Here is a 20398-nt window from a genome sequence, read left to right as displayed (position 1 = left end):
CCGTGCCGGAGGAGGGAGAGGCGCCCTCGGGCGCCGAGATCGCCGAGCGCACCCTGGAGAGCGCCCGGCGGCGGCTGGCCGCGCTGGACGGCCTGCCCGTGGCCGACCACCCGAAGGTCTTCGACGAGCTGCACCGCGAGCTCTCAGCCGTGCTGGGGGGCCTGGAGGGGCGCTGAGCCGGCCCTCCTCGCGGTCCGGCGGGAGGCGGGCGGGGCGTTTTCCCGCGTCGGCCCCGGTATCGCCGGGAGCGGTGCCGTACCGAGCGGTGCGGGCGGGCGCCCGCCGGTCCGCGATGTGCCGGGCCGCACCCCTGAGAGGCCGACGGGTATGCGGTCGGCCGCTTGGAGTGTTCGGCCGTGGGCCGGGGGAGGCGGCGGTCCGGGGCCCGGTGCCGCCGCGGCCGCTGCGGGGAGGTTCCGCGGGGTGGGCCCGTGGCGGGCGGCGTACCGTGTCACTTCCTCGTTGGTCTTGGAGCTGCGGGGGGCGGAGCGCTCCGATTCCCCCGTGGCACCAAGACCGGCGAGGACGGGCGGAGGAGCCCGAGGCGGCCCCACCGGGCGACCGGCCGGTCGTCCGGGCCCTTCGCCTTCGAGCCGTCCCGCCTTCCCGTCGGTCTCGGCTGGGCCGCAGCGCCGAGACCACCGGGAGAGGGGCGCGGGGAGACGGGCGTCTCACGGGGCGGACCGCGCGGCCGCCCGCGATACCCGGCGGCCTCTCCGGCCGCCGGGGCGCGGACAGGGGCGATCCCCGGTGCCGCTGGGGCCGCGCCGGCCGGGGCGGGACCTCCTGCGGCGGCCCCGGAGGCGCCGCCCGGCGGAGCCGGTCCCGCGCGTTCCCCGGTGCCGCGGGGTTCCGGGATCCTCGGCATCCGAGGCCGCCGTTCGATAGTGTGTTCGACCGCGAGGTCCGTCCGCGCCGTCCGCCTCCGGTTCGGGCGGCGGGTCGGCGCGGCGGTGATCAGGGTGGGCCGCCCGGCCGGCGCTCGGCTCCGGGCGAGGGGCGGGAAGCGGGTATCGTCCTAAGGCAGACTTCTTCGGGATAGGCGCGGACTCAACACGATGGCCAAACGCAGTCGGCTCGATGCCGAACTCGTCCGACGCGGACTCGCGCGCTCGCGCGGGCACGCGGCGGAGCTGATCGACGGCGGGCACGTCGCCGTCGCGGGGATGACCGCCGGCAAGGCGGCCACCCAGGTCGGCACCGACCAGCCGATCGTGGTGAAGGCCCCGGACGACGCCCCGTCGTACGTGTCGCGGGGCGCGCACAAGCTCATCGGTGCGCTGGACGCGTTCGGGATCGACCCGGACGGCCGGGTCTGCCTGGACGCCGGCGCCTCCACCGGCGGCTTCACCGACGTGCTGCTGCGCCGGGGCGCCGCGAAGGTGTACGCGGTCGACGTCGGCTACGGCCAGCTCGCCTGGTCGCTGCGGAGCGACGAGCGGGTGGACGTGCGGGAGCGGTGCAACGTGCGCGAGCTCGCCCCGGCCGACCTCGGCGGGCCGGCGCCGACCCTGATCGTGGGCGACCTGTCGTTCATCTCCCTGGCCCTGGTGCTGCCCCCGCTGGCCGCCTGCGCCGCCCCGGAGGCGGACTTCGCGCTCATGGTCAAGCCCCAGTTCGAGGTGGGCCGGGAGCGGGTCGGCGCCGGCGGCGTGGTGCGCGAGCCCGAGCTGCGCGCCGAGGCCGTCCGCTCGGTGGCCGGCGCCGCCGCGGAGCTGGGGCTGGGCGCCGAGGGGGTGGCGGCGAGCCCGCTGCCGGGCCCCTCCGGGAACGTCGAGTACTTCCTGTGGCTGCGCGCGGGCGGACCGCCGCTGCGCGAGGAGGCGCTGGCCCGCGCGATCGCGGAGGGCCCCCGCTGAGCGGCCGCCGATCTTTCAGAGAGGAAACCCAGTTGACTTCTCCCGGCCCTCGGAGCGCGCGCAGCGTGCTCCTGCTCGCCCACACCGGGCGGCGGGCGGCCATGCGCAGCGCGCAGCTGGTGCACCGCAGCCTCACCGAGGCGGGGCTGGTGGTCCGGATGCTGGAGAACGAGGCCGACGACCTCAAGCGCGCCGGGTTCGAGCTGGACCCGGTGGAGCGGGTGCGCGGCCCGGAGGCCGCCGAGGGCGCCGAGCTGGTGATGGTGCTCGGCGGCGACGGCACGCTGCTGCGCGCCGCGGAGATCGCCCGCCCGGCCGGCGCGCCGCTGCTCGGCATCAACCTGGGCCACGTCGGGTTCCTCGCCGAGGCCGAGCGGGAGGACCTGGGCGCCACGGTGCACAGCGTGGTCGAGCGCCGCTACATCGTCGAGGAGCGGATGACGCTGGACGTCGCGGTGTACAACGGCGGGCGGTGCGACGGCGCCCCGCCGGTGCGCACCTGGGCGCTGAACGAGGCGACGCTGGAGAAGGCGACCGCCCGGCGGATGCTCGACACGGTGCTGGAGATCGACGGGCGGCCGCTGTCCCGGTGGGGCTGCGACGGTGTGGTGTGCGCCACGCCGACCGGGTCCACGGCGCACGCGTTCTCGGCCGGCGGGCCGATCGTGTGGCCGGAAGTGGAGGCGCTGCTGGTCGCGCCGATCGGCGCGCACGCCCTGTTCGCGCGGCCGGTCGTGGTCTCCCCGGACTCGGTGATCGCCTTCGAGATCGTCCCGGACACCCCCGAAGGCGTGCTCTGGTGCGATGGACGCCGTATGGTCGAATTGCCCGCGGGGGCGCGCATCGAGGTGACGCGCGGAGACGTGCCGGTCAGACTGGCGCGCCTGCAGCGGGCGCCGTTCACCGATCGGCTGGTCGCCAAGTTCGGCCTGCCGGTCGCAGGGTGGCGGGGGCGCGCCGAGCGCGACCTCTGACCGGGACGGCGGACGGATCCGCGCGAGCGGCACCACGACTGGAAGCAGGAGAGGGTTCGGTGCTCGAAGAAGTCCGCATCCGGGGTCTGGGCGTCATCGACGACGCGGTTCTGGAGCTTTCCCCCGGGTTCACCGCGGTCACCGGCGAGACCGGCGCGGGCAAGACCATGGTGGTGACCGGCCTGGGGCTGCTGTTCGGCGGCCGGGCCGACCCGCAGCGGGTCCGCCCGGGTGCGGGCCGCGCCCTGGTGGAGGGGCGGCTGGCCGTCCCCGAGGGCGGCAGGGTGGCCGAGCGGGTCGCCGAGGCCGGCGGCGAGCTCGACGACGGCGTGCTGATCATGAACCGGTCGGTCTCCGCCGAGGGGCGGTCCCGGGCGACGCTGGGCGGCCGGTCGGCCCCGGTGAGCCTGCTGGCCTACCTCGCCGACGACCTGGTGGCCGTGCACGGCCAGTCCGATCAGCAGCGGCTGCTCCGCGCCGAGCGGCAGCGCGCCTCGCTGGACCGCTACGCGGGCCCGGACCTGGCGCGCGCGCTGGGCGCCTACACCGCCGCCTACCGGCGGCACCGCGAGGTCGCCGACGAGCTGGCCGAGATCACCGAGCGCGCCCGGGAGCGCGCCCAGGAGGCCGACCTGCTCCGCTTCGGCCTGGAGGAGATCAGCGCCGCGGAGCCGGTGTCCGGGGAGGACGCCGAGCTGCTGGCCGAGGACACCCGGCTGTCGCACGCCGACGCGCTGCGCGTCGCCGCGACCACCGCGCACGAGGCGCTGACCGGTGACCCGGCCGCGGAGGTGCAGGCCGACGCGGTGGGGCTGCTGGCGGCCGCGCGGCAGGCGCTGTCGGCGGTGCGCGAGCACGACGCGTCGCTGGCCGCGGTCGCCGACCGGCTGGACGAGATCTCCTACCTGCTGGGCGACGCGGCGACCGAGATCGCCTCCTACGCCGGGTCGGTGGAGGCCGACCCGGCGCGGCTGGCGGCGGTCCAGGAGCGCCGGGCGCTGCTCGGGCAGCTGTGCCGCAAGTACGGCGAGACCGTGGACGATGTGCTGGCCTGGGCGGAGAACGCGGCCAAGCGCCTGGCGGAGCTGGACGGCGACGACGACCGGGGCGAGGCGCTCCGCGCCGAGCAGGCCGAACTGGCCGAGACCATGGACGGCCTCGCCGCGGAGCTGACCGGGCTGCGCACCGCGGCCGCCGAGCGGTTCGGCTCGGCGGTCACCGCGGAGCTGACCGAGCTGGCCATGCCGCACGCCCGGGTGGAGGTGCGGGTCACCACCGGCGAGGAGTTCGGCCCGAACGGCCGGGACGACATCGAGCTGCTGATGGCGCCGCACCCGGGCTCGCCGGCGCTGGCGCTGCACAAGGGCGCCTCCGGAGGTGAGCTGTCCCGGGTGATGCTCGCCATCGAGGTGGTCTTCGCCGGGGCGGACCCGGTGCCCACCTTCGTCTTCGACGAGGTCGACGCGGGCGTGGGCGGCAAGGCCGCGGTGGAGATCGGCCGCCGGCTGGCCCGGTTGGCGCGCAACTCCCAGGTCATCGTGGTGACCCACCTTCCGCAGGTGGCGGCGTTCGCCGACAACCACCTGGTGGTGCGCAAATCGCAGGAGGGCACGGTGACCGAGAGCGGGGTGACCCGGCTGGACCGGGCGGCCCGGGCCCGGGAGCTGTCCCGGATGCTGGCCGGCCTGGAGGACTCCGAGCTGGGCCGGGCGCACGCCGAGGAGCTGCTCTCGATGGCCGAGCGGGACCGGGTCGGATGACGCGTTCCGGACAAAAATATTCATGACGGTGTGAACACGCCGGGCTGCGCAGCGTTATGCCGATTGCCCCGGGCCCTCTGGCAAGATGCGAGCAATGAAGGTCCCGGAGGCGCTCGGCGCCAGACTCGTCCGGTTCCGCCGCCCCAGGGGCGACGGGCCGTCCGGCATGGTCGCACCGGTCCGCGCGGACCGGCGCACCAAGAACCTGACCAAGCGCCTCAGACCCGGTGACATCGCGGTCATCGACCACGTCGACCTGGACCGGGTCAGCGCCGAGGCGCTGGTCGGCTGCGGCGTCGCGGCGGTGCTCAACGTCGCCACCGGCATCAGCGGGCGCTACCCCAACCTCGGCCCGCAGCTGCTGGTGGAGGCGGGCATCCCGCTGGTCGACGAGGTCGACCCGGAGGTCTTCGCGCGGGTGCGCGAGGGCGAGGTGCTGCGCCTGGACGGCGGCACCCTGTTCCGCGGCGACCGGGTGGTGGCCACCGGCGCGGTGCAGGACGAGGAGTCCGTCGCCGAGGCGATGGAGGCGGCGCGCGCCGGGCTGTCGGTGCAGCTGGAGGCGTTCGCCGCGAACACCATGGAGTACCTCAAGCGGGAGCGCGCGCTGCTGCTGGACGGGGTCGGGGTGCCGCGGATCGCCACCCCGATCGAGGGCCGGCACGTGCTGATCGTGGTGCGCGGCTACCACTACCGGGAGGACATCGCGGCGCTGCGCTCCTACATCCGGGAGTACCGGCCGGTGATGATCGGGGTGGACGGCGGCGCGGACGCCCTGGTGGAGGCCGGGTACCGGCCGGACATCATCGTCGGCGACTTCGACTCGGTCTCCGACCGGGTGCTGGCCTGCCAGGCCGAGCTGGTGGTGCACGCCTACCGGGACGGCCGCGCCCCGGGCCTCAAGCGCCTCACCGACCTGGGCTACGACGCGGTGGTCTTCCCCGCGACCGGGACCAGCGAGGACGTCGCGATGATGCTGGCCGACGACGCGGGGGCCTCGCTCATCGTCGCGGTGGGCACCCACGCCACCCTGGAGGAGTTCCTCGACAAGGGGCGGGCCGGCATGGCCAGCACCTTCCTCACCCGGCTGCGGGTGGGCGGCAAGCTGGTGGACGCCAAGGGCGTGAGCCGGCTCTACCGCAGCCGCATCTCGCCCTGGTCGCTGCTGGCGCTGGTGGCGGCCTCGCTGATCACCGTCGTGGCCGCGCTGTGGAGCTCCCCGGCAGGCCAGGTCTTCCTCACCGGCGCGGGGGCGCGCTGGGACACGTTCCTCTACTGGCTGACGGGGTTGTTCACGTGATCGACTTCCGCTACCACCTGGTGTCCATCGTGGCGGTCTTCCTGGCCCTGGCCGTCGGCCTGGTGCTGGGCACCACCATGCTGCAGGACCCCCTCCTCGACACCCTGAAGTCGGAGACCGGCGAGCTGCGGGAGCAGAGCGACCGGCTGCGCGCGGACAAGGAGGGCTCCGAGGCGTTCGGCGAGGGCGCCGACCAGATGACCGCCGCGCTCGCCGAGGACGTCCTGGACGGGCGGCTGGACGGCGAGGACGTGGTCATCGTCTCCTCGCCCGGCACCGACGAGGCGCTGCGCGAGGGGGTGGAGCAGCGGATCGAGCAGGCCGGCGGGTCGGTCGAGGGCCGGATCGCCTTCACCGACTCCTACCTGGACACCTCCCGCTCGGCCTTCGTCGACGAGCTCACCGAGCAGCTCTCCGAGGGGGCCGAGCCGTCCGGCGACGGCCCCTACGAGCGGGCCGGGTCGCTGCTGGCGGCGGCGGTCTCCGCGGAGCGCGCGGAGAAGGGCGCCGACAAGGAGGACGGCGAGAAGAAGGGCGGCTTCGACGCGGAGACCGTACTGGCCGGGTTCGCCGAGGCCGACCTGCTCGCCTCCGAGGGCGCCCCGGCCGGCGCCGCCGACATCGCGGTGGTGCTCGCCCCCGCGGCGCCGTTCCCCGGCGGCGGCGAGGACGGCGGCGACCAGCCGCCCGGCAACGCGATCATGACCGCCCTGCTGCGGGCGTTCAACGACGGCGGCACCGAGAAGGGCGCGATCCTGGTCGGCGGGGCCGCCGCCGCGGCCCCGGGCGGGGTCATCGCCCAGGCCCGCACCGAGGAGGCCCGCTACACCACCGCGGACGCGGCCGGGCGGCCCGCCGGCGACGTGGCCGCGGTGCTCGCCCTCGCCGCCGCGGCCGACGGCGACACCGGGCACTTCGGCACCGGCGAGGGCGCGGAGTCCTTCGTCCCCGACCCGCTGCCCGCCTCCCGCGCCTCCGAGGAGGACGGGGAGGACGGGGAGGGCGCCTCCGGAGCCGGCTCCGAGCGCCGGTCCCCGCCGGAGGGGCGGCCGTGACCAACCCCTGAACCTTCGAAAGCGAGTCCCCCATGCCGTTCACAGCCACCGGGTGGAAGGGCGCCGCCGTCGGTGCGGCGGTGGGCGCCGCGGCCGCCCGGGCGGCCTATGCGCTGCCCGAGCGGGGCCCCGGCCCCGGCGCGGCCGGCGGCGTGTTCCGCGTCGCCGAGCACGCCCGGGACGTGTGGTCGCGCACCAACTTCCGCGGCGAGGAGGTGACCCTGCTGGAGGGCCCCGCGGTGGCGGCCGGCACCTGCGCCGGCATCCTCGCCGCCCCCGGGCTGGACCGGCGGGTGCGCGCCTCGGCGCTGGCCGCGACGGCCGGCGCCGCGGCGTTCGGCTGCTACGACGACCTGTCCGGCGGGGCCGGGGCGCGCGGGTTCCGCGGCCACCTCGCCGCGCTGGCCCGCGGCGAGGTGACCACCGGCGCGGTCAAGATCGCCGGGATCGGCGGCACCGGGCTGGCGGCCGCCGCGATGCTCGGCCGGCGCCCGCTCGACGTGCTGGTCGACGGCGCGCTGATCGCCGGGGCCGCCAACCTGCTCAACCTGTTCGACCTGCGCCCGGGGCGCGCCGCGAAGGTGGCGCTGGCGGCGGGCGCGGCCGGGCTGGCCGGCCCGGCCTCCGGCGCGGTGGGCGCGATGTGCGGGGCGACGGCCGCGCTGGTCGGCGAGGACCTGGGGGAGCGGGCGATGCTCGGCGACGCCGGGGCCAACGCGATGGGCGCGCTGCTGGGCGCCGCCGCGGCGGCGTCGCTGCCCCGCCCGGCCCGGCTGGCGCTGCTGGCCGGGGTGGCGGGGCTCACCGCGGCCAGCGAGTACGTCAGCTTCTCCAAGGTGATCGCGGGCAACCGGGTGCTGCGCCGGATCGACGAGGCGGGGCGGCGCTGACGGTGGGCCCGCTCCGCCTGGGTGCGGGGGTCGCGGGGGCCGCCGCGCTGATCGCCGCGGTCACCGGGCTGGCGCGGATCGCCGGCTTCGGCCGCACCGTGGTGTTCTCCCAGACCGTCGGCGACACCTGCACCGGCACCGCCTACGTCACCGCCAACCAGCTGCCCACCGTGCTGTTCGAGATCGCCATCGGCGGCGCGCTGGCCGGCGCGGTGGTGCCGCTGCTGGCGTCGGCGGCGGCCCGCGGCGACACCGAGCGGGTCCGGGAGACCGCTTCGGCCCTGGTCACCTGGGTGGTGCTGGTCTCGGTCCCGCTGGCGCTGCTGCTGGCGGCCGTCGCCGGGCCGGTGATGGCGCTGATGCTGGGCGGCGCGGCCGGCTGCGACCGGGAGGAGGTGCTGGGCCTGGCCGTGCGGTTCCTGGTGGTGTTCGCGCCGCAGATCGTCTTCTACGGGCTGGCGGCGGTGCTGTACGGGATCCTCCAGGCGCACCGGCGGTTCCTCGCCCCGGCGCTGGCCCCGCTGGTGTCGAGCCTGGTGGTGGCGGGGGCCTACGTCGCCTTCGTGCCGCTGGGCGGTGCGGGGCGGGGCGACCCCGGGCGGCTGGGCGCCGCCGCCGAGCTCACCCTGTCGGCGGGGACCACGGTGGGGGTGGCCGCGCTGTTCGGCACCGCGCTGGTGCCCGCGCTCCGGCTCCGGCTGGGGCTGCGGCCCCGCCTCTCCTTCCCCGAGGGGGAGGGGCGCCGGGCCCGGTCGCTGGCGGCGGCCGCGCTGCTGCCGCTGGTGGCGATGCAGCTGGCGCTGCTGCTCTCGGTGGCCCTGGCCAACTGGGGCGGCGGTGCCGGGGCGGCGGTGCTGTACAGCTACGCCTGGGCGCTGTTCACCCTGCCCTACGGGGTGGTCGCGGTGCCCATCGCGACCAGCGCGTTCACCGCGCTGGCGGTGCGCCACGGGGAGGGCGACGCGGCCGGGTTCGCCGGGGTGCTGGCGGCGGGCGCGCGGGTGTGCACGGTGGTCACCGCGGGGCTGGCGGCCGCGCTGGCGGCCGCGGCCGGGCCGGTCTCCGGCCTGCTCGCGGCCGCCGACCCGGAGCCGCTGGCCCGGGCGCTCCCGGTGTACGCCCTGGGCATCGTCGGGTTCGGCCTGGTGGCGCTCTTCAGCCGGGCGCTGTACGCCTCGGGGCGGGGCCGGGAGGCGGCGGCGGCCCAGGTCGCCGGCTGGGTGGTGGTGATGGCGGCGGCGTCGGTGCTGGTGGCGGCGGTGCCCCGGGGGTGGGCGGTGGCCGGGCTGGGGGCCGGGGCGGCGGCCGGCCTGACCCTGGCGGCGGTGCTGCTCGGCGCGGCGGTGCGGGCCGCGCACGGCGGGCTGGCGCTGGCCGGGCTGGGCCGGTCGCTGCTGGCCGCCGCGGTCGGCGCGGCGGCGGCCTGGCCGGCCGGCGCCCGGGCGGCCGGCGCGGTGCACGGGTGGGCGGGCACGGGCACCGGCGGCGGCCTGGCCGCGGCGGGGGCGGCCGGTGCGGTGGCGCTGCTGGTGTTCGGTGCGGTGGCGCTGCTCATCGACGGCGGGACGGTCCGCTCCGCGCCGGCCCGGCTGCGCCGCTCCGGCCGGGCGGAGGCGGACCGGGAGGACGGGGAAGAGCGGTGACGGAGACCGGCGCGCACGCGGCCCCGGGGCGGAGGGCGCGGCGGGGCCGGAGGGGCGTACGAGGAGGAAGGGGCCACGGGGGTGGACGGGATGCGGATCGCGCTGGTGCTGGGCACCAGCAGCGGAGGGGTCGGCGGCCATGTGCGGTCGGTCGCCGCCGGGCTGGCGGAGCGGGGGCACCGGGTGGCGGTGCTGGGGCCGGAGGGGACCGGTGGGCGGTTCGGCTTCGCGGCGGCGGGGGCGCGGTTCGCCCCGGTCGACATCGGCGCGGAGCCCCGGCCGGTGCGCGACCTGGCCGCGGCGGCGCGGCTCGGCGGGATGCTGCGCGGGGCCGACGCGGTGCACGCGCACGGGGTGCGGGCGGGGGCGCTGTGCGCGCTGTCCGGGGCGCGCCCCCTGGTGGTGACGGTGCACAACGCCCCGCCGCAGGCGAGCGGGGTCCGGGCGCTGGCCTACCCGGCGCTGGAGCGGGTGGTCGCGCTCCGCGCCGACGCGGTGCTCGGGGTCTCCCGGGACCTGGTCCGGCGGATGGCGGCGCTGGGCGCGCGCGGCACCGGCCTGGCGGTGGTGGCCGCCCCGCCGCTGCCCGAGCCGCGCCGGCCGCGCGCGCGGGTCCGCGCCGAGCTGGGCGCCGCCCCGGGGCGGCCGCTGCTGCTGACCGTGGCGCGGCTGGCCGGGCAGAAGGGGCTCGATGTGCTGCTGGAGGCGGCGGAGGAGCTGGGGGCGCGCGAGCCCGCGCCGCTGTTCGCGGTGGCCGGAGGCGGCCCGCTGCGCGGTCCGCTGCAGGAGCGCATCGACGCGGCCGGGCTGCCGGTGCGGCTGCTCGGGCACCGCGGCGACGTGTCCGAGCTGCTCGCCGCCGCCGACGCGTTCGTGCTGCCGAGCCGGTGGGAGGGGCCGTCCCTGGTGGTGATGGAGGCGCTGCGCGCCGGGCTGCCGGTGGTGGCGGCCCGGGTGGGCGGGATCGCCGACCTGTACGAGGACTCGGCGCTGCTGGTGCCGCCGGGGGACGCCGCGGAGCTGGCCCGCGCGGTGCGCAGGGTGCTGGACGAGCCGGGCCTGGCCGAGCGGCTGTCCGCGGCGGCGCCGGCCGCGGCCGCCGCGCTGCCCGGCGAGTCGGACGCGGTCGACCAGCTGGAACGGGTGTACCTTTCGGTCGCGGCCTGTGAGCGAGCGAACTCCGCGACGTGTTCACGGAACCGGGATTAGATGGCATTATTAGTGCTCGGGCCTTCTGGCCCGACGTGAGGGGAGTATCCCTAATCCAACGGCGGTGTCGTCATCACGGTGCGCAATGGCGCGGACCCGGTGCCGTCGGTCCCGGTACGGTCCTGTGCGGACCCGCGCCCCCGGGGCGGGAGAGACCTCCGGTTGCACGGCATGCCCGGTAGACCCCGGACACCCCGACCGGAGGAGCGGTACTTTCCATGGACATTCCCATGTGGGTCTGGTTGGCCACGATCGGATCGATGGTCGCGATCCTCGCCATCGACCTCGCCATCGTCGACCACCCGTGGAGCAAGAAGAGCGGGCCCAAAGAGTTCGGCATGAAGCAGGCGGCCTGGTGGGCCGCCTTCTACGTGGGCATCGCGATCCTCTTCGGATTCGGCCTGTGGTACTTCGGCGGTTCGACGGTGGCGGGCGAGTACTTCGCCGGCTTCCTCACCGAGAAGAGCCTGAGCGTCGACAACCTCTTCGTCTTCTACCTGATCATGGGCTCCTTCGCGGTGCCCAAGAAGTACCAGCACGAGGTGCTCCTGGTGGGCATCGTCATCGCGCTGGTGATGCGCGGCATCTTCATCGCGATCGGCGCCCAGGCGATCAACGCCTGGAGCGAGGTCTTCTACCTGTTCGGTGCGTTCCTGATCTACACCGCGGTGAAGATCGTCCGGGACCACATGAAGAGCGACGAGGAGGACCAGGACTACGCGAACAGCTTCGCGGTCCGGATGGTCCGCAAGGTCTGGCCGGTCGCCGACGACTACCACGGCGCCAAGCTCACGGTGAAGCTGGACGGCCGCCGCCACGTCACCCCGATGCTCATGGTCATCGTCGCGATCGGCGTGACCGACCTGGTGTTCGCGGTCGACTCGATCCCGGCGATCTTCGGCCTCACCCAGGACGCCTACATCGTCTTCACCGCCAACGCCTTCGCCCTGCTCGGCCTCCGCCAGCTCTACTTCCTGCTGGCCGGGCTGATGGACAAGCTGGTCTACATCAGCTGGGGCCTGTCGATCATCATGGCCTTCATCGGCGTGAAGATGATCCTGCACGCGCTGCACGAGAACGGCGTGCACGTCCCGGAGGTCGGCATCGCCACCTCCCTGACCGTCATCATCGGCGTGATGACCGTGACGATCGTGGCCAGCCTGGTCAAGGCCCGCTCGGCCAAGGGCGCGGAGGAGGTCTCGGCCGGGGCCTCCGCCGGGGAACGGAGCGAGTGACGCCCCGTTCGAACGGCTGTTCGTCTATAGTGGTCAATGGCGCCCGCGCGGAAGTTCTTCCGGCGCGGGCGCGTTGACCTGGACGGTCCCGGCCGCGGGTGGCGTGCCCCTAGTCTTTGAGGCCGGATCCTTGTTCTTCCCGCGTGCGCTCCGGCGCAGCGGTGCCGATCTGGCGGATGGAGCGACATGGCCGAGCAGCTGGTGATCCGAGGCGCGCGCGAGCACAACCTCAAGGACGTCTCCCTTGACCTGCCCCGCGACGCGATGATCGTGTTCACCGGGCTCTCCGGGTCGGGCAAGTCCTCGCTCGCCTTCGACACGGTCTTCGCCGAGGGGCAGCGCCGCTACGTCGAGTCGCTCTCGGCCTACGCCCGCCAGTTCCTCGGGCAGATGGACAAGCCCGACGTCGACTTCATCGAGGGGCTCTCCCCGGCGGTCTCCATCGACCAGAAGTCCACCAGCCGCAACCCGCGCTCCACGGTGGGCACCATCACCGAGGTCTACGACTACCTGCGCCTGCTGTGGTCGCGGATCGGCGTCCCGCACTGCCCCGACTGCGGCAGGGAGATCGCCCGGCAGACCCCGCAGCAGATCGTCGACCGGGTGCTGGAGCTCACCGAGGGCACCCGGTTCCAGGTGCTGGCGCCGGTGGTGCGCGGGCGCAAGGGCGAGTACCTCGAACTCTTCAAGGACCTGCAGGCCAAGGGGTTCACCCGGGCGGTGGTGGACGGCGCCGCGGTGCGGCTGGACGAGGCCCCGGCCCTGAAGAAGCAGGAGAAGCACGACGTCTCGGTGGTGGTGGACCGGCTCACCGTCAAGGAGTCGGCGGCCAAGCGGCTCACCGACTCGGTGGAGACCGCGCTGAAGCTGGCCGGCGGCACCATCGTGCTGGACTTCGTCGACCTGCCCGCCGACGACCCGGAGCGGGAGAAGGTCTTCTCCGAGCACCTCTACTGCCCCTTCGACGACCTCTCCTTCGAGGAGCTGGAGCCGCGCTCCTTCTCCTTCAACTCGCCCTACGGCGCCTGCCCGGACTGCGCCGGCCTGGGCACCCGGATGGAGGTCGACCCGGAGCTGATCGTCCCCGACCCGGAGAAGACCCTGGCCGACGGAGCGGTCTCGCCGTGGTCCGGCGGGCACGCAGCGGAGTACTTCGGCCGGCTGATGCAGGCGGTCGGCGACGCGATGGGCTTCACCCTGGACACCCCCTGGGAGCGGCTGCCGAAGAAGGCGCAGCGCGCGCTGCTGGAGGGGCACGACACCCAGGTGCACGTCAGCTACCGCAACCGGTACGGGCGCACCCGCTCCTACTACACCTCCTACGAGGGCGTCATCCCGTGGGTGAAGCGGCGCCACTCCGAGAGCGAGAGCGACTTCGGCCGGGAGCGGCTCGAGGGCTACATGCGCACCGTGCCCTGCCCGGTCTGCGCGGGCAGGCGGCTCAAGCCGGTGGTGCTCGCGGTGACCGTCGGCGGCGCCTCCATCTCCGAGGTGGCCGCGCTGCCGCTGAACGAGGCCGCCGCGTTCCTGCGCGAGCTGCGGCTCAGCGAGCGGGACCAGGTGATCGCCGCCCAGGTGCTCAAGGAGATCAGCGCCCGGCTCGGCTTCCTGCTCGACGTCGGCCTGGACTACCTCACCCTGGAGCGCTCCGCGGGGTCGCTCTCCGGCGGCGAGGCGCAGCGCATCCGGCTGGCCACCCAGATCGGCTCGGGCCTGGTGGGCGTTCTCTACGTGCTGGACGAGCCCTCCATCGGCCTGCACCAGCGGGACAACGCCCGGCTGCTGGACACCCTGCGCCGGCTGCGCGACATCGGCAACACCCTGATCGTGGTGGAGCACGACGAGGACACCATCCGCGCCTCGGACTGGGTGGTCGACATCGGCCCGGGCGCCGGCGAGCACGGCGGCGACGTGGTGGTCTCCGGAACCGTGCAGCAGCTGCTCGACTGCACCGGCTCGGCCACCGGCGACTACCTGGCGGGCCGCCGCCGGATCGAGGTGCCCCAGGTGCGCCGACCGGTGGCCAAGGGGCGCGAGCTGGTGGTCAGGGGCGCCCGGGAGAACAACCTCAAGGGCATCGACGTGGCGTTCCCGCTGGGCGTGCTCACCGCGGTCACCGGGGTGTCCGGGTCGGGCAAGTCCACCCTGGTCAACGAGATCCTGTACAAGGTGCTCGCCAAGGAGCTGCAGGGCGCCCGCTCGGTGCCCGGCCGGCACACCCGGGTGAACGGGCTGAACCAGGTCGACAAGGTGGTGCACGTCGACCAGAGCCCGATCGGGCGCACCCCGCGCTCCAACCCGGCCACCTACACCGGGGTCTGGGACCACGTGCGCAAGCTCTTCGCGCAGACCCAGGAGGCCAAGGTCCGCGGGTACCAGCCGGGCCGGTTCTCGTTCAACGTCAAGGGCGGCCGGTGCGAGGCCTGCTCCGGCGACGGCACCCTCAAGATCGAGATGCAGTTCCTGCCGGACGTCTACGTGCCCTGCGAGGTCTGCCACGGGGCCCGGTTCAACCGGGAGACCCTGGACGTCCACTACAAGGGCAAGAGCATCGCCGAGGTGCTGGACATGACGATCGAGGAGGCGCTGGGCTTCTTCGAGCCGATCACCGCCATCCGCCGGCACATGCAGACCCTCAACGACGTCGGCCTGGGGTACGTGCGGCTGGGCCAGCCCGCCACCACGCTCTCCGGCGGCGAGGCGCAGCGCGTCAAGCTCGCCACCGAGCTGCAGCGCCGCTCCACCGGGCGCACCGTCTACGTGCTCGACGAGCCCACCACCGGCCTGCACTTCGAGGACATCCGAAAGCTGCTGGGCGTGCTGAACCGGCTCACCGACGCCGGGAACACGGTGATCGTCATCGAGCACAACCTGGACGTCATCAAGACCGCCGACCACATCATCGACATGGGGCCCGAGGGCGGCTCGCGGGGCGGCACGCTCGTCGCGCAGGGCAGCCCCGAGGACGTCGCGGGCGTGGCCGAGTCGCACACCGGCCGCTACCTGGCGAAGCTGCTCTGATGGCGGGCGAGTGGGCGGTGCTGGGCCGCCGGGCCGCGGCGCGGGTGATCGACCTGGTCCTGGCGACCGGGATCAACATGCTGGTCAGCGCCGGGGTGGTGGCCCTGGTCGGGCCGCCGGACACCGGCGGCCCGGTGGCCCTCGCGGTGGGCTCGGCGGCGGCGTTCGCGGTGTACGCCGGGTACGAGGCGGCGATGACCGCGGTGTACGGCGCCACCCCGGGCAAGCTGTGGCTGCGGCTGCGCCTGGTGCCCGCGGAGCCCGGCGGGCCGTCCGAGCGGCCCGGCGCCGGGGCGGTGCTGCTCCGCTCCGCGGTGCTGTTCGGGTCGGTGCTGCTGGCCTATGTCCCGGTGCTCAACGTGGTGGCGCTGATGGCGGCGCTGTACGCGCTGGTCTCCTCCGCGGCCGACCGGCCCCGGCACCGGGGGCTGCAGGACAGGATCGCCCGGACGGCGGTGGAACCGGCAGGGCCGGGTGCATGAGCCCCGCCGCGGGCAACCCCCTTTTCGGTGCAGGTCAAATGTGTTCTTCGGGGCGATTTTCGGTTCCGGTCCGGCCGTACTACAGTGCGTAGTAGTTTTCGGGTGCCGCGGGACGCGCCCGGTCGTGGACGTTGAGAGGAGCCGTGCATGGGCGCGGGGGGAGCGTGCGGGTGCGGGATCAGCCGCCGCCGGATGATCGGCGCCGCGGGGGCCGCGGGGGCCGCCGCGGTCGGGCTGAGCGCCTGCGGGAACGCGGAGGACAGGCCCGCGCCCCAGGATGCGGTGATGGGCACGGTGATCGCCCAGACCGATGAGGTCCCGGTCGGCGGCGGCACCGTCGTCATCAAGGGCAAGCTGGTGGTGACCCAGCCGGAGAAGGGCGACTACCGGGCCTACAGCGCGGTGTGCACGCACGCCGGCTGCACCATCCAGGAGGTGGAGAAGAACATCCACTGCCTGTGCCACGGCAGCGAGTTCGACATCGCCACCGGCGAGCCGCTGGCCGGCCCGGCCACCGAGCGCCTGGACCGGTTCGAGGTCTCGGTGCAGGGCACCGACATCACCCTGGAGCGCTCCCTGGAGGAGTGAGAGCGCTCCCCGGAGGGCGACCCCTCCGCGACGGCGGCCGGGCCCCGGTCCGCCCTCCCCGCCCGGCCCGAGGGCGCGGGGGAGGGCGGACCGGGGCCCGGCGGCGTGCGGTGCGGGTTCCGGGCGGGGCCGGGCGGGTCAGTCCCCGCCGTCGGAGCCCCCGTCGCCGTCCTCGTCGCCGTGGTCCCGGCCCTCGGAGGTCTTCGGGTCGCCGAGGGAGCCGTCCGGGGCCTGCGCGTAGCGGCCGCGGACGCTCGCCGGGAGGGCCCGCACCAGCTCGGCCGGGAGCGCCGCGCCGTTCTCCTCCGGGTCGCCGACGAACTCGGTGCGGCCCCGGGGCAGCGCCTGCGGGTAGTGCGTGCTGATGTAGGAGATCAGGTGCTCGCGCAGGTCGCAGCAGATGTCCCAGCGGGCGTCGGAGTCGGCGGTGGTCGCCACCGCGCGCAGCTCCACCAGGCCGCCCTCCAGGATGTCGGTGGCCTGCAGGGACCAGCGCCGGCCGTCCCAGAGCGGGTGCGCGGTGATGAAGTCGCCCACCGCGGTGCGCAGCTCCTCGATCGGCACCTCCCAGTCGACCCGGATCATCACCGAGCCGGTGATCGAGGTGCCCTGCTTGGTCCAGTTCTCGAACGAGGTGGTGGTGAACTGGGACACCGGGATCACCAGCCGCCGCTCGTCCCAGAGCCGCAGGGTCACCGTGGTCAGGCTCAGCTCCTCGACCCGGCCCCACTCGTTGTCGAACACGACGATGTCGTTGATCCGCAGCGCGTCGCCGAAGGTGAGCTGCAGACCGGCGAAGAGGTTGCCCAGGGTGGACTGGGCGGCGATGCCGGCCACGATGCCGATCAGGCCCGCGGAGGTGAGCAGCCCGGCGCCGAGCGGGCGGACCGCGTCGAAGGTGAACAGCACCGCGGCGGTGGCGATCACCACGATGACGCCGGTGATGATCCGGCGCATCAGCCGCACCTGGGTCTGCAGCCGCCGGGACCGGCGGTCGGCGTCGCCGTTGCTCACCGCCAGCCGGGCCAGCACCCCGTCGGTGATGGCGTAGGCGACCGAGGTGGCCAGCCAGGTCAGCCCGACGATCATCAGGATCTCGAGGGCGTGCAGCAGCGGAGCGTACAGGGACCTGTCCGCCATCTCGCCCCGGGAGGGGAGCGAGATGTTGACGCCCACCGCGGCCGCGGCGACATAGGCGGAGACGCGGCACCGGGCCACCAGGTACCGAGCCAGCCCCCACACCTTGGACAGCTGGTGCGTCAGCAGCCAGTGCGCGATGCTGACCAGCCCCATGGCGATGAGGACGGAGACCAGGATCCCGGTCCACTGCAAGAGGTCCACGGAAGAGTTCCCTTTCAGGCGTCATCGGTTACCCGCACAACCTAGGACATCCGGATACCGAATCGTGACATTCGGGGGGAGGAGCGGGTGTGGTGAAGCGCGCGATTGGCCGTCCGTCGGCGGGTGCGACCACAATGGAAGCATGACGGCGCAACCCCACCTCCGCCCCCGCCCGGGATCGATCCCGACCTCGCCCGGGGTGTACCGCTTCCGCGACGAGCACGGCCGCGTCATCTACGTGGGCAAGGCGAAGAACCTGCGCGCCCGGCTCTCCTCCTATTTCCAGGACTTCGCCGGGCTGCACCCGCGCACCCAGACGATGGTCTCCACGGCCGCGGACGTGGACTGGACCGTGGTGGGCACCGAGGTGGAGGCGCTCCAGCTGGAGTACTCCTGGATCAAGGAGTACGACCCGCGCTTCAACGTCAAGTACCGGGACGACAAGAGCTATCCCTACCTCGCCGTCACCATGAACGAGGAGTTCCCCCGAGTACAGGTGATGCGCGGGGCCAAGCGCAAGGGCGTGCGCTACTTCGGCCCCTACGGGCACGCCTGGGCCATCCGGGAGACGGTCGACCTGCTGCTCCGGGTGTTCCCGGTGCGCACCTGCTCGGCCGGCGTGTTCCGCAGCGCGCGCAACAGCGGGCGGCCCTGCCTGCTCGGCTACATCGGCAAGTGCTCGGCCCCGTGCACCGGGAAGACGGGCGCCGAGGAGCACCGCGCGCTGGCCGAGGACTTCTGCTCGTTCATGGCCGGCGACACCGGACGGTTCATCCGGGCCCTGGAGCGCTCCATGCGCACCGCCGCCGGGGAGCAGGAGTACGAGCGGGCCGCGCGGATCCGGGACGACATCGAGGCGCTGCGCACCGCCCTGGAGAAGCAGGCGGTGGTGCTGGGCGACTCCACCGACTGCGATGTGATCGCCGTCGCCGAGGACCAGCTGGAGGCCGCGGTCCAGGTGTTCTACGTGCGCGGCGGGCGGATCCGCGGGCAGCGCGGCTGGGTGGTGGACAAGGTCGAGGACGTCGGCACCGGGGGGCTGGTGGAGCGGTTCCTGGCCCGGCTGTACGGGGAGGGGGCCGACGCGGCGGCGGTCCCGCGCGAGGTGCTGGTCTCGGCCGCGCCGGACGACCCGGAGGCGGTGGCCGAGTGGCTCGCGGAGCGCCGCGGCTCCCGGGTCGACCTGCGCGTCCCGCAGCGCGGCGACAAGAGGTCCCTGCTGGAGACGGTCGCCAAGAACGCCGAGCAGGCGCTGGCCCGGCACCGCACCCAGCGGGCCGGCGACCTGACCACCCGCAGCCGGGCCCTGCAGGAGGTCCAGGAGGCCCTGGACCTGCCCGAGGCGCCGCTGCGCATCGAGTGCTTCGACATCTCCAACCTGATGGGCGAGCACGTGGTCGCCTCGATGGTGGTCTTCGAGGACGGCCTGGCCCGCAAGTCGGAGTACCGCCGGTTCAGCGTCCGGGGGCTGAGCAGGGGCGACCGGGAGCAGAACGACGTCGCCTCCATGCACGAGGTGGTGCACCGCCGGTTCTCCCGCTACCTGGAGGAGAGCAGCAGGGCCGGCGAGCTGGCCGTGATGGGGGAGAACGCCGGGGAACAGGAAGGGGAACAGGGGGCGTCCCGTCCCGGGAGGTTCGCCTACCCGCCTAACCTGGTGGTGGTGGACGGCGGCCGCCCCCAGGCGGAGGCGGCCCGGCGCGCGCTGGACGAGCTCGGCATCGACGACATCGCGGTGTGCGGGCTGGCCAAGCGGCTGGAGGAGGTCTGGCTCCCCGGCGAGGAGGACCCGGTCATCCTGCCGCGTACCGGCGAGGGGCTGTACCTGCTGCAGCGGGTGCGCGACGAGGCGCACCGCTTCGCCATCGCCTACCACCGGCAGAAGAGGGCCAAGGCGCTCACCGGCAGCGTCCTGGACGAGGTACCGGGGCTCGGCCCGGCGCGGCGGACGGCGCTGCTGAAGCACTTCGGGTCGGTGCGCCGGCTGTCCGAGGCGACGGCCGAGCAGATCGCGGAGGTCCCGGGGATCGGGGCGGGCATCGCGGAGGCGGTGCACGCGCGGCTGAGCGGAACCGAAGGGCGCAACGATGGGGGATGACGGGATGGCCGAGAGCGGACCTGCGGAGGGCCTGGGCGGAGAGCTCCCGCCGGAGATCGTGATCGTCACCGGGATGTCCGGTGCGGGCCGCAGCACGGCGGCCCGGGCGCTGGAGGACCTCGACTGGTTCGTGGTGGACAACCTCCCGCCGGGGCTGCTGCCGACCATGATCGACCTGGCCGGGCGGACCAGAGGGGCGGTGGCGCGGGTCGCCGCGGTGGTGGACGTGCGCAGCATGGCCTTCACCGAGGACCTGCTCTCCACCGTGGAGGAGCTGCGCGGGCGCGGGATCACCGCGCGGGTGGTGTTCCTGGAGGCCGGAGACGAGACCCTGGTCCGCCGGTTCGAGGGCGTGCGCCGCCCGCACCCGCTGCAGGGCGACGGGCTGCTCACCGACGGCATCGCCCGGGAGCGGGAGACGCTGCGCGCCATCCGCGGCGAGGCCGACCTGGTCATCGACACCTCCCAGCTCAACGTGCACCAGCTCAAGGCGAAGGTGATCGGCTTCTTCGGCGACTCCGAGGAGGTCCGCACCCGGGCCAACGTGGTCTCCTTCGGGTTCAAGCACGGCCTGCCGGTCGACGCCGACCTGGTGCTGGACTGCCGGTTCCTGCCCAACCCGCACTGGGTGCCCGAGCTGCGCCCGATGACCGGCCGCGACGAGCCGGTCCGCGACTACGTGCTGGCGCAGAACGGCGCCAAGGAGATGCTGGACGCCTACACCGAGGTGCTGCGCCTGCTGATCGCCGGCTACCAGCGGGAGGGCAAGCACTACATGACGCTGGCGGTGGGCTGCACCGGCGGCCGGCACCGCAGCGTCGCCATGGCGGAGCGGTTCGGCGAGAAGCTCCGCGAGGAGGGCGTCGAGGTGCACGTGGCCCACCGGGACGTGGGCCGGGAGTGACCCGGGGGGCCGGGCGCCGGCGGCGGATCGCGCGCGGGC

At 74.7% G+C, this 20398-nt stretch carries 16 protein-coding genes; 15 read left to right on the top strand and 1 reads right to left on the bottom strand.

Annotated elements, in window-relative coordinates; translation table 11 throughout:
- Nucleotides 1-2 precede the first annotated feature (2 nt).
- From J0910_RS22270 to J0910_RS22210, 13 genes are all read left to right on the top strand, one after another.
- Nucleotides 3-176 carry a hypothetical protein gene (locus tag J0910_RS22270; RefSeq protein ID WP_420160484.1) on the top strand — a complete coding sequence of 58 codons (174 nt, stop codon included), beginning with the start codon at nt 3-5 and terminating at the stop codon, nt 174-176.
- 882 nt (nt 177-1058) lie between these two features.
- Nucleotides 1059-1859 carry a TlyA family RNA methyltransferase gene (locus tag J0910_RS22265; RefSeq protein ID WP_420160483.1) on the top strand — a complete coding sequence of 267 codons (801 nt, stop codon included), beginning with the start codon at nt 1059-1061 and terminating at the stop codon, nt 1857-1859.
- A 32-nt stretch (nt 1860-1891) separates the two neighbouring features.
- Nucleotides 1892-2833: an NAD kinase gene (locus tag J0910_RS22260; protein ID WP_420160482.1), complete on the top strand. Its 942-nt coding sequence runs from the start codon at nt 1892-1894 to the stop codon at nt 2831-2833.
- A 59-nt stretch (nt 2834-2892) separates the two neighbouring features.
- Entirely contained in the window at nt 2893-4593 is a 1701-nt protein-coding gene (gene recN / locus J0910_RS22255) for a DNA repair protein RecN (RefSeq protein WP_420160481.1), read from the top strand.
- A 94-nt stretch (nt 4594-4687) separates the two neighbouring features.
- A complete protein-coding gene (gene steA, locus J0910_RS22250) occupies nt 4688-5893 on the top strand; it encodes a putative cytokinetic ring protein SteA (RefSeq protein WP_420160480.1) in 1206 nt (401 codons plus the stop codon).
- A complete protein-coding gene (locus J0910_RS22245) occupies nt 5890-6948 on the top strand; it encodes a copper transporter (protein ID WP_420160479.1) in 1059 nt (352 codons plus the stop codon). The genes steA and J0910_RS22245 overlap by 4 nt, the downstream gene beginning before the upstream one ends.
- Before the next feature lie 32 nt (nt 6949-6980).
- The gene (locus tag J0910_RS22240; RefSeq protein ID WP_420160478.1) at nt 6981-7838 is read left to right on the top strand and encodes a hypothetical protein; all 858 of its coding nucleotides are present in this window, start codon (nt 6981-6983) and stop codon (nt 7836-7838) included.
- Between the two features lie 2 nt (nt 7839-7840).
- Nucleotides 7841-9481, top strand: a complete 1641-nt coding sequence (murJ, locus tag J0910_RS22235; protein WP_420160477.1) for a murein biosynthesis integral membrane protein MurJ — start codon at nt 7841-7843, stop codon at nt 9479-9481.
- A 90-nt stretch (nt 9482-9571) separates the two neighbouring features.
- Nucleotides 9572-10690, top strand: coding sequence for a glycosyltransferase family 4 protein (locus J0910_RS22230; RefSeq protein WP_420162056.1), 1119 nt, complete (start codon nt 9572-9574; stop codon nt 10688-10690).
- A 218-nt stretch (nt 10691-10908) separates the two neighbouring features.
- Nucleotides 10909-11925 carry a TerC family protein gene (locus J0910_RS22225; protein ID WP_420160476.1) on the top strand — a complete coding sequence of 339 codons (1017 nt, stop codon included), beginning with the start codon at nt 10909-10911 and terminating at the stop codon, nt 11923-11925.
- A 186-nt stretch (nt 11926-12111) separates the two neighbouring features.
- Nucleotides 12112-14946, top strand: a complete 2835-nt coding sequence (gene uvrA / locus J0910_RS22220) for an excinuclease ABC subunit UvrA (protein ID WP_420160475.1) — start codon at nt 12112-12114, stop codon at nt 14944-14946.
- Nucleotides 14946-15428, top strand: a complete 483-nt coding sequence (locus tag J0910_RS22215) for an RDD family protein (RefSeq protein ID WP_420160474.1) — start codon at nt 14946-14948, stop codon at nt 15426-15428. The genes uvrA and J0910_RS22215 overlap by 1 nt, the downstream gene beginning before the upstream one ends.
- A gap of 147 nt (nt 15429-15575) precedes the next feature.
- Complete coding sequence (locus J0910_RS22210; RefSeq protein WP_420160473.1) at nt 15576-16016, top strand: Rieske (2Fe-2S) protein; 441 nt, start codon at nt 15576-15578, stop codon at nt 16014-16016.
- Between the two features lie 138 nt (nt 16017-16154).
- On the opposite strand, the gene J0910_RS22205 is transcribed toward J0910_RS22210, so the two are convergent.
- On the bottom strand, nt 16155-17357 hold the full coding sequence (locus tag J0910_RS22205; RefSeq protein WP_420160472.1) for a mechanosensitive ion channel family protein: 1203 nt from the start codon (nt 17355-17357) through the stop codon (nt 16155-16157).
- A 142-nt stretch (nt 17358-17499) separates the two neighbouring features.
- On the opposite strand from J0910_RS22205, the gene uvrC reads away from it, so the two are divergent.
- Together uvrC and rapZ are read left to right on the top strand one after the other, a co-directional pair.
- Nucleotides 17500-19455, top strand: a complete 1956-nt coding sequence (uvrC, locus tag J0910_RS22200) for an excinuclease ABC subunit UvrC (RefSeq protein ID WP_420160471.1) — start codon at nt 17500-17502, stop codon at nt 19453-19455.
- 4 nt (nt 19456-19459) lie between these two features.
- Nucleotides 19460-20359 carry an RNase adapter RapZ gene (rapZ, locus tag J0910_RS22195; RefSeq protein WP_420160470.1) on the top strand — a complete coding sequence of 300 codons (900 nt, stop codon included), beginning with the start codon at nt 19460-19462 and terminating at the stop codon, nt 20357-20359.
- The last annotated feature ends 39 nt before the right edge of the window (nt 20360-20398 follow it).

The sequence above is a fragment of the Nocardiopsis oceanisediminis genome (assembly GCF_048595525.1).
GTDB lineage: Bacteria > Actinomycetota > Actinomycetes > Streptosporangiales > Streptosporangiaceae > Nocardiopsis_A > Nocardiopsis_A oceanisediminis.
This window is presented reverse-complemented; position numbering and strand designations above follow the sequence as displayed.

What these genes read in the sequence shown, in the direction of transcription:
- J0910_RS22265 (WP_420160483.1), top strand. Translation starts at nt 1,059, where the DNA reads ATGGCCAAACGCAGTCGGCTCGATGCCGAACTCGTCCGACGCGGACTC.
- steA (WP_420160480.1), top strand. Translation starts at nt 4,688, where the DNA reads ATGAAGGTCCCGGAGGCGCTCGGCGCCAGACTCGTCCGGTTCCGCCGC.
- J0910_RS22240 (WP_420160478.1), top strand. Translation starts at nt 6,981, where the DNA reads ATGCCGTTCACAGCCACCGGGTGGAAGGGCGCCGCCGTCGGTGCGGCG.
- J0910_RS22230 (WP_420162056.1), top strand. Translation starts at nt 9,572, where the DNA reads ATGCGGATCGCGCTGGTGCTGGGCACCAGCAGCGGAGGGGTCGGCGGC.
- J0910_RS22225 (WP_420160476.1), top strand. Translation starts at nt 10,909, where the DNA reads ATGGACATTCCCATGTGGGTCTGGTTGGCCACGATCGGATCGATGGTC.
- uvrA (WP_420160475.1), top strand. Translation starts at nt 12,112, where the DNA reads ATGGCCGAGCAGCTGGTGATCCGAGGCGCGCGCGAGCACAACCTCAAG.
- J0910_RS22215 (WP_420160474.1), top strand. Translation starts at nt 14,946, where the DNA reads ATGGCGGGCGAGTGGGCGGTGCTGGGCCGCCGGGCCGCGGCGCGGGTG.
- J0910_RS22210 (WP_420160473.1), top strand. Translation starts at nt 15,576, where the DNA reads ATGGGCGCGGGGGGAGCGTGCGGGTGCGGGATCAGCCGCCGCCGGATG.
- uvrC (WP_420160471.1), top strand. Translation starts at nt 17,500, where the DNA reads ATGACGGCGCAACCCCACCTCCGCCCCCGCCCGGGATCGATCCCGACC.
- rapZ (WP_420160470.1), top strand. Translation starts at nt 19,460, where the DNA reads ATGGCCGAGAGCGGACCTGCGGAGGGCCTGGGCGGAGAGCTCCCGCCG.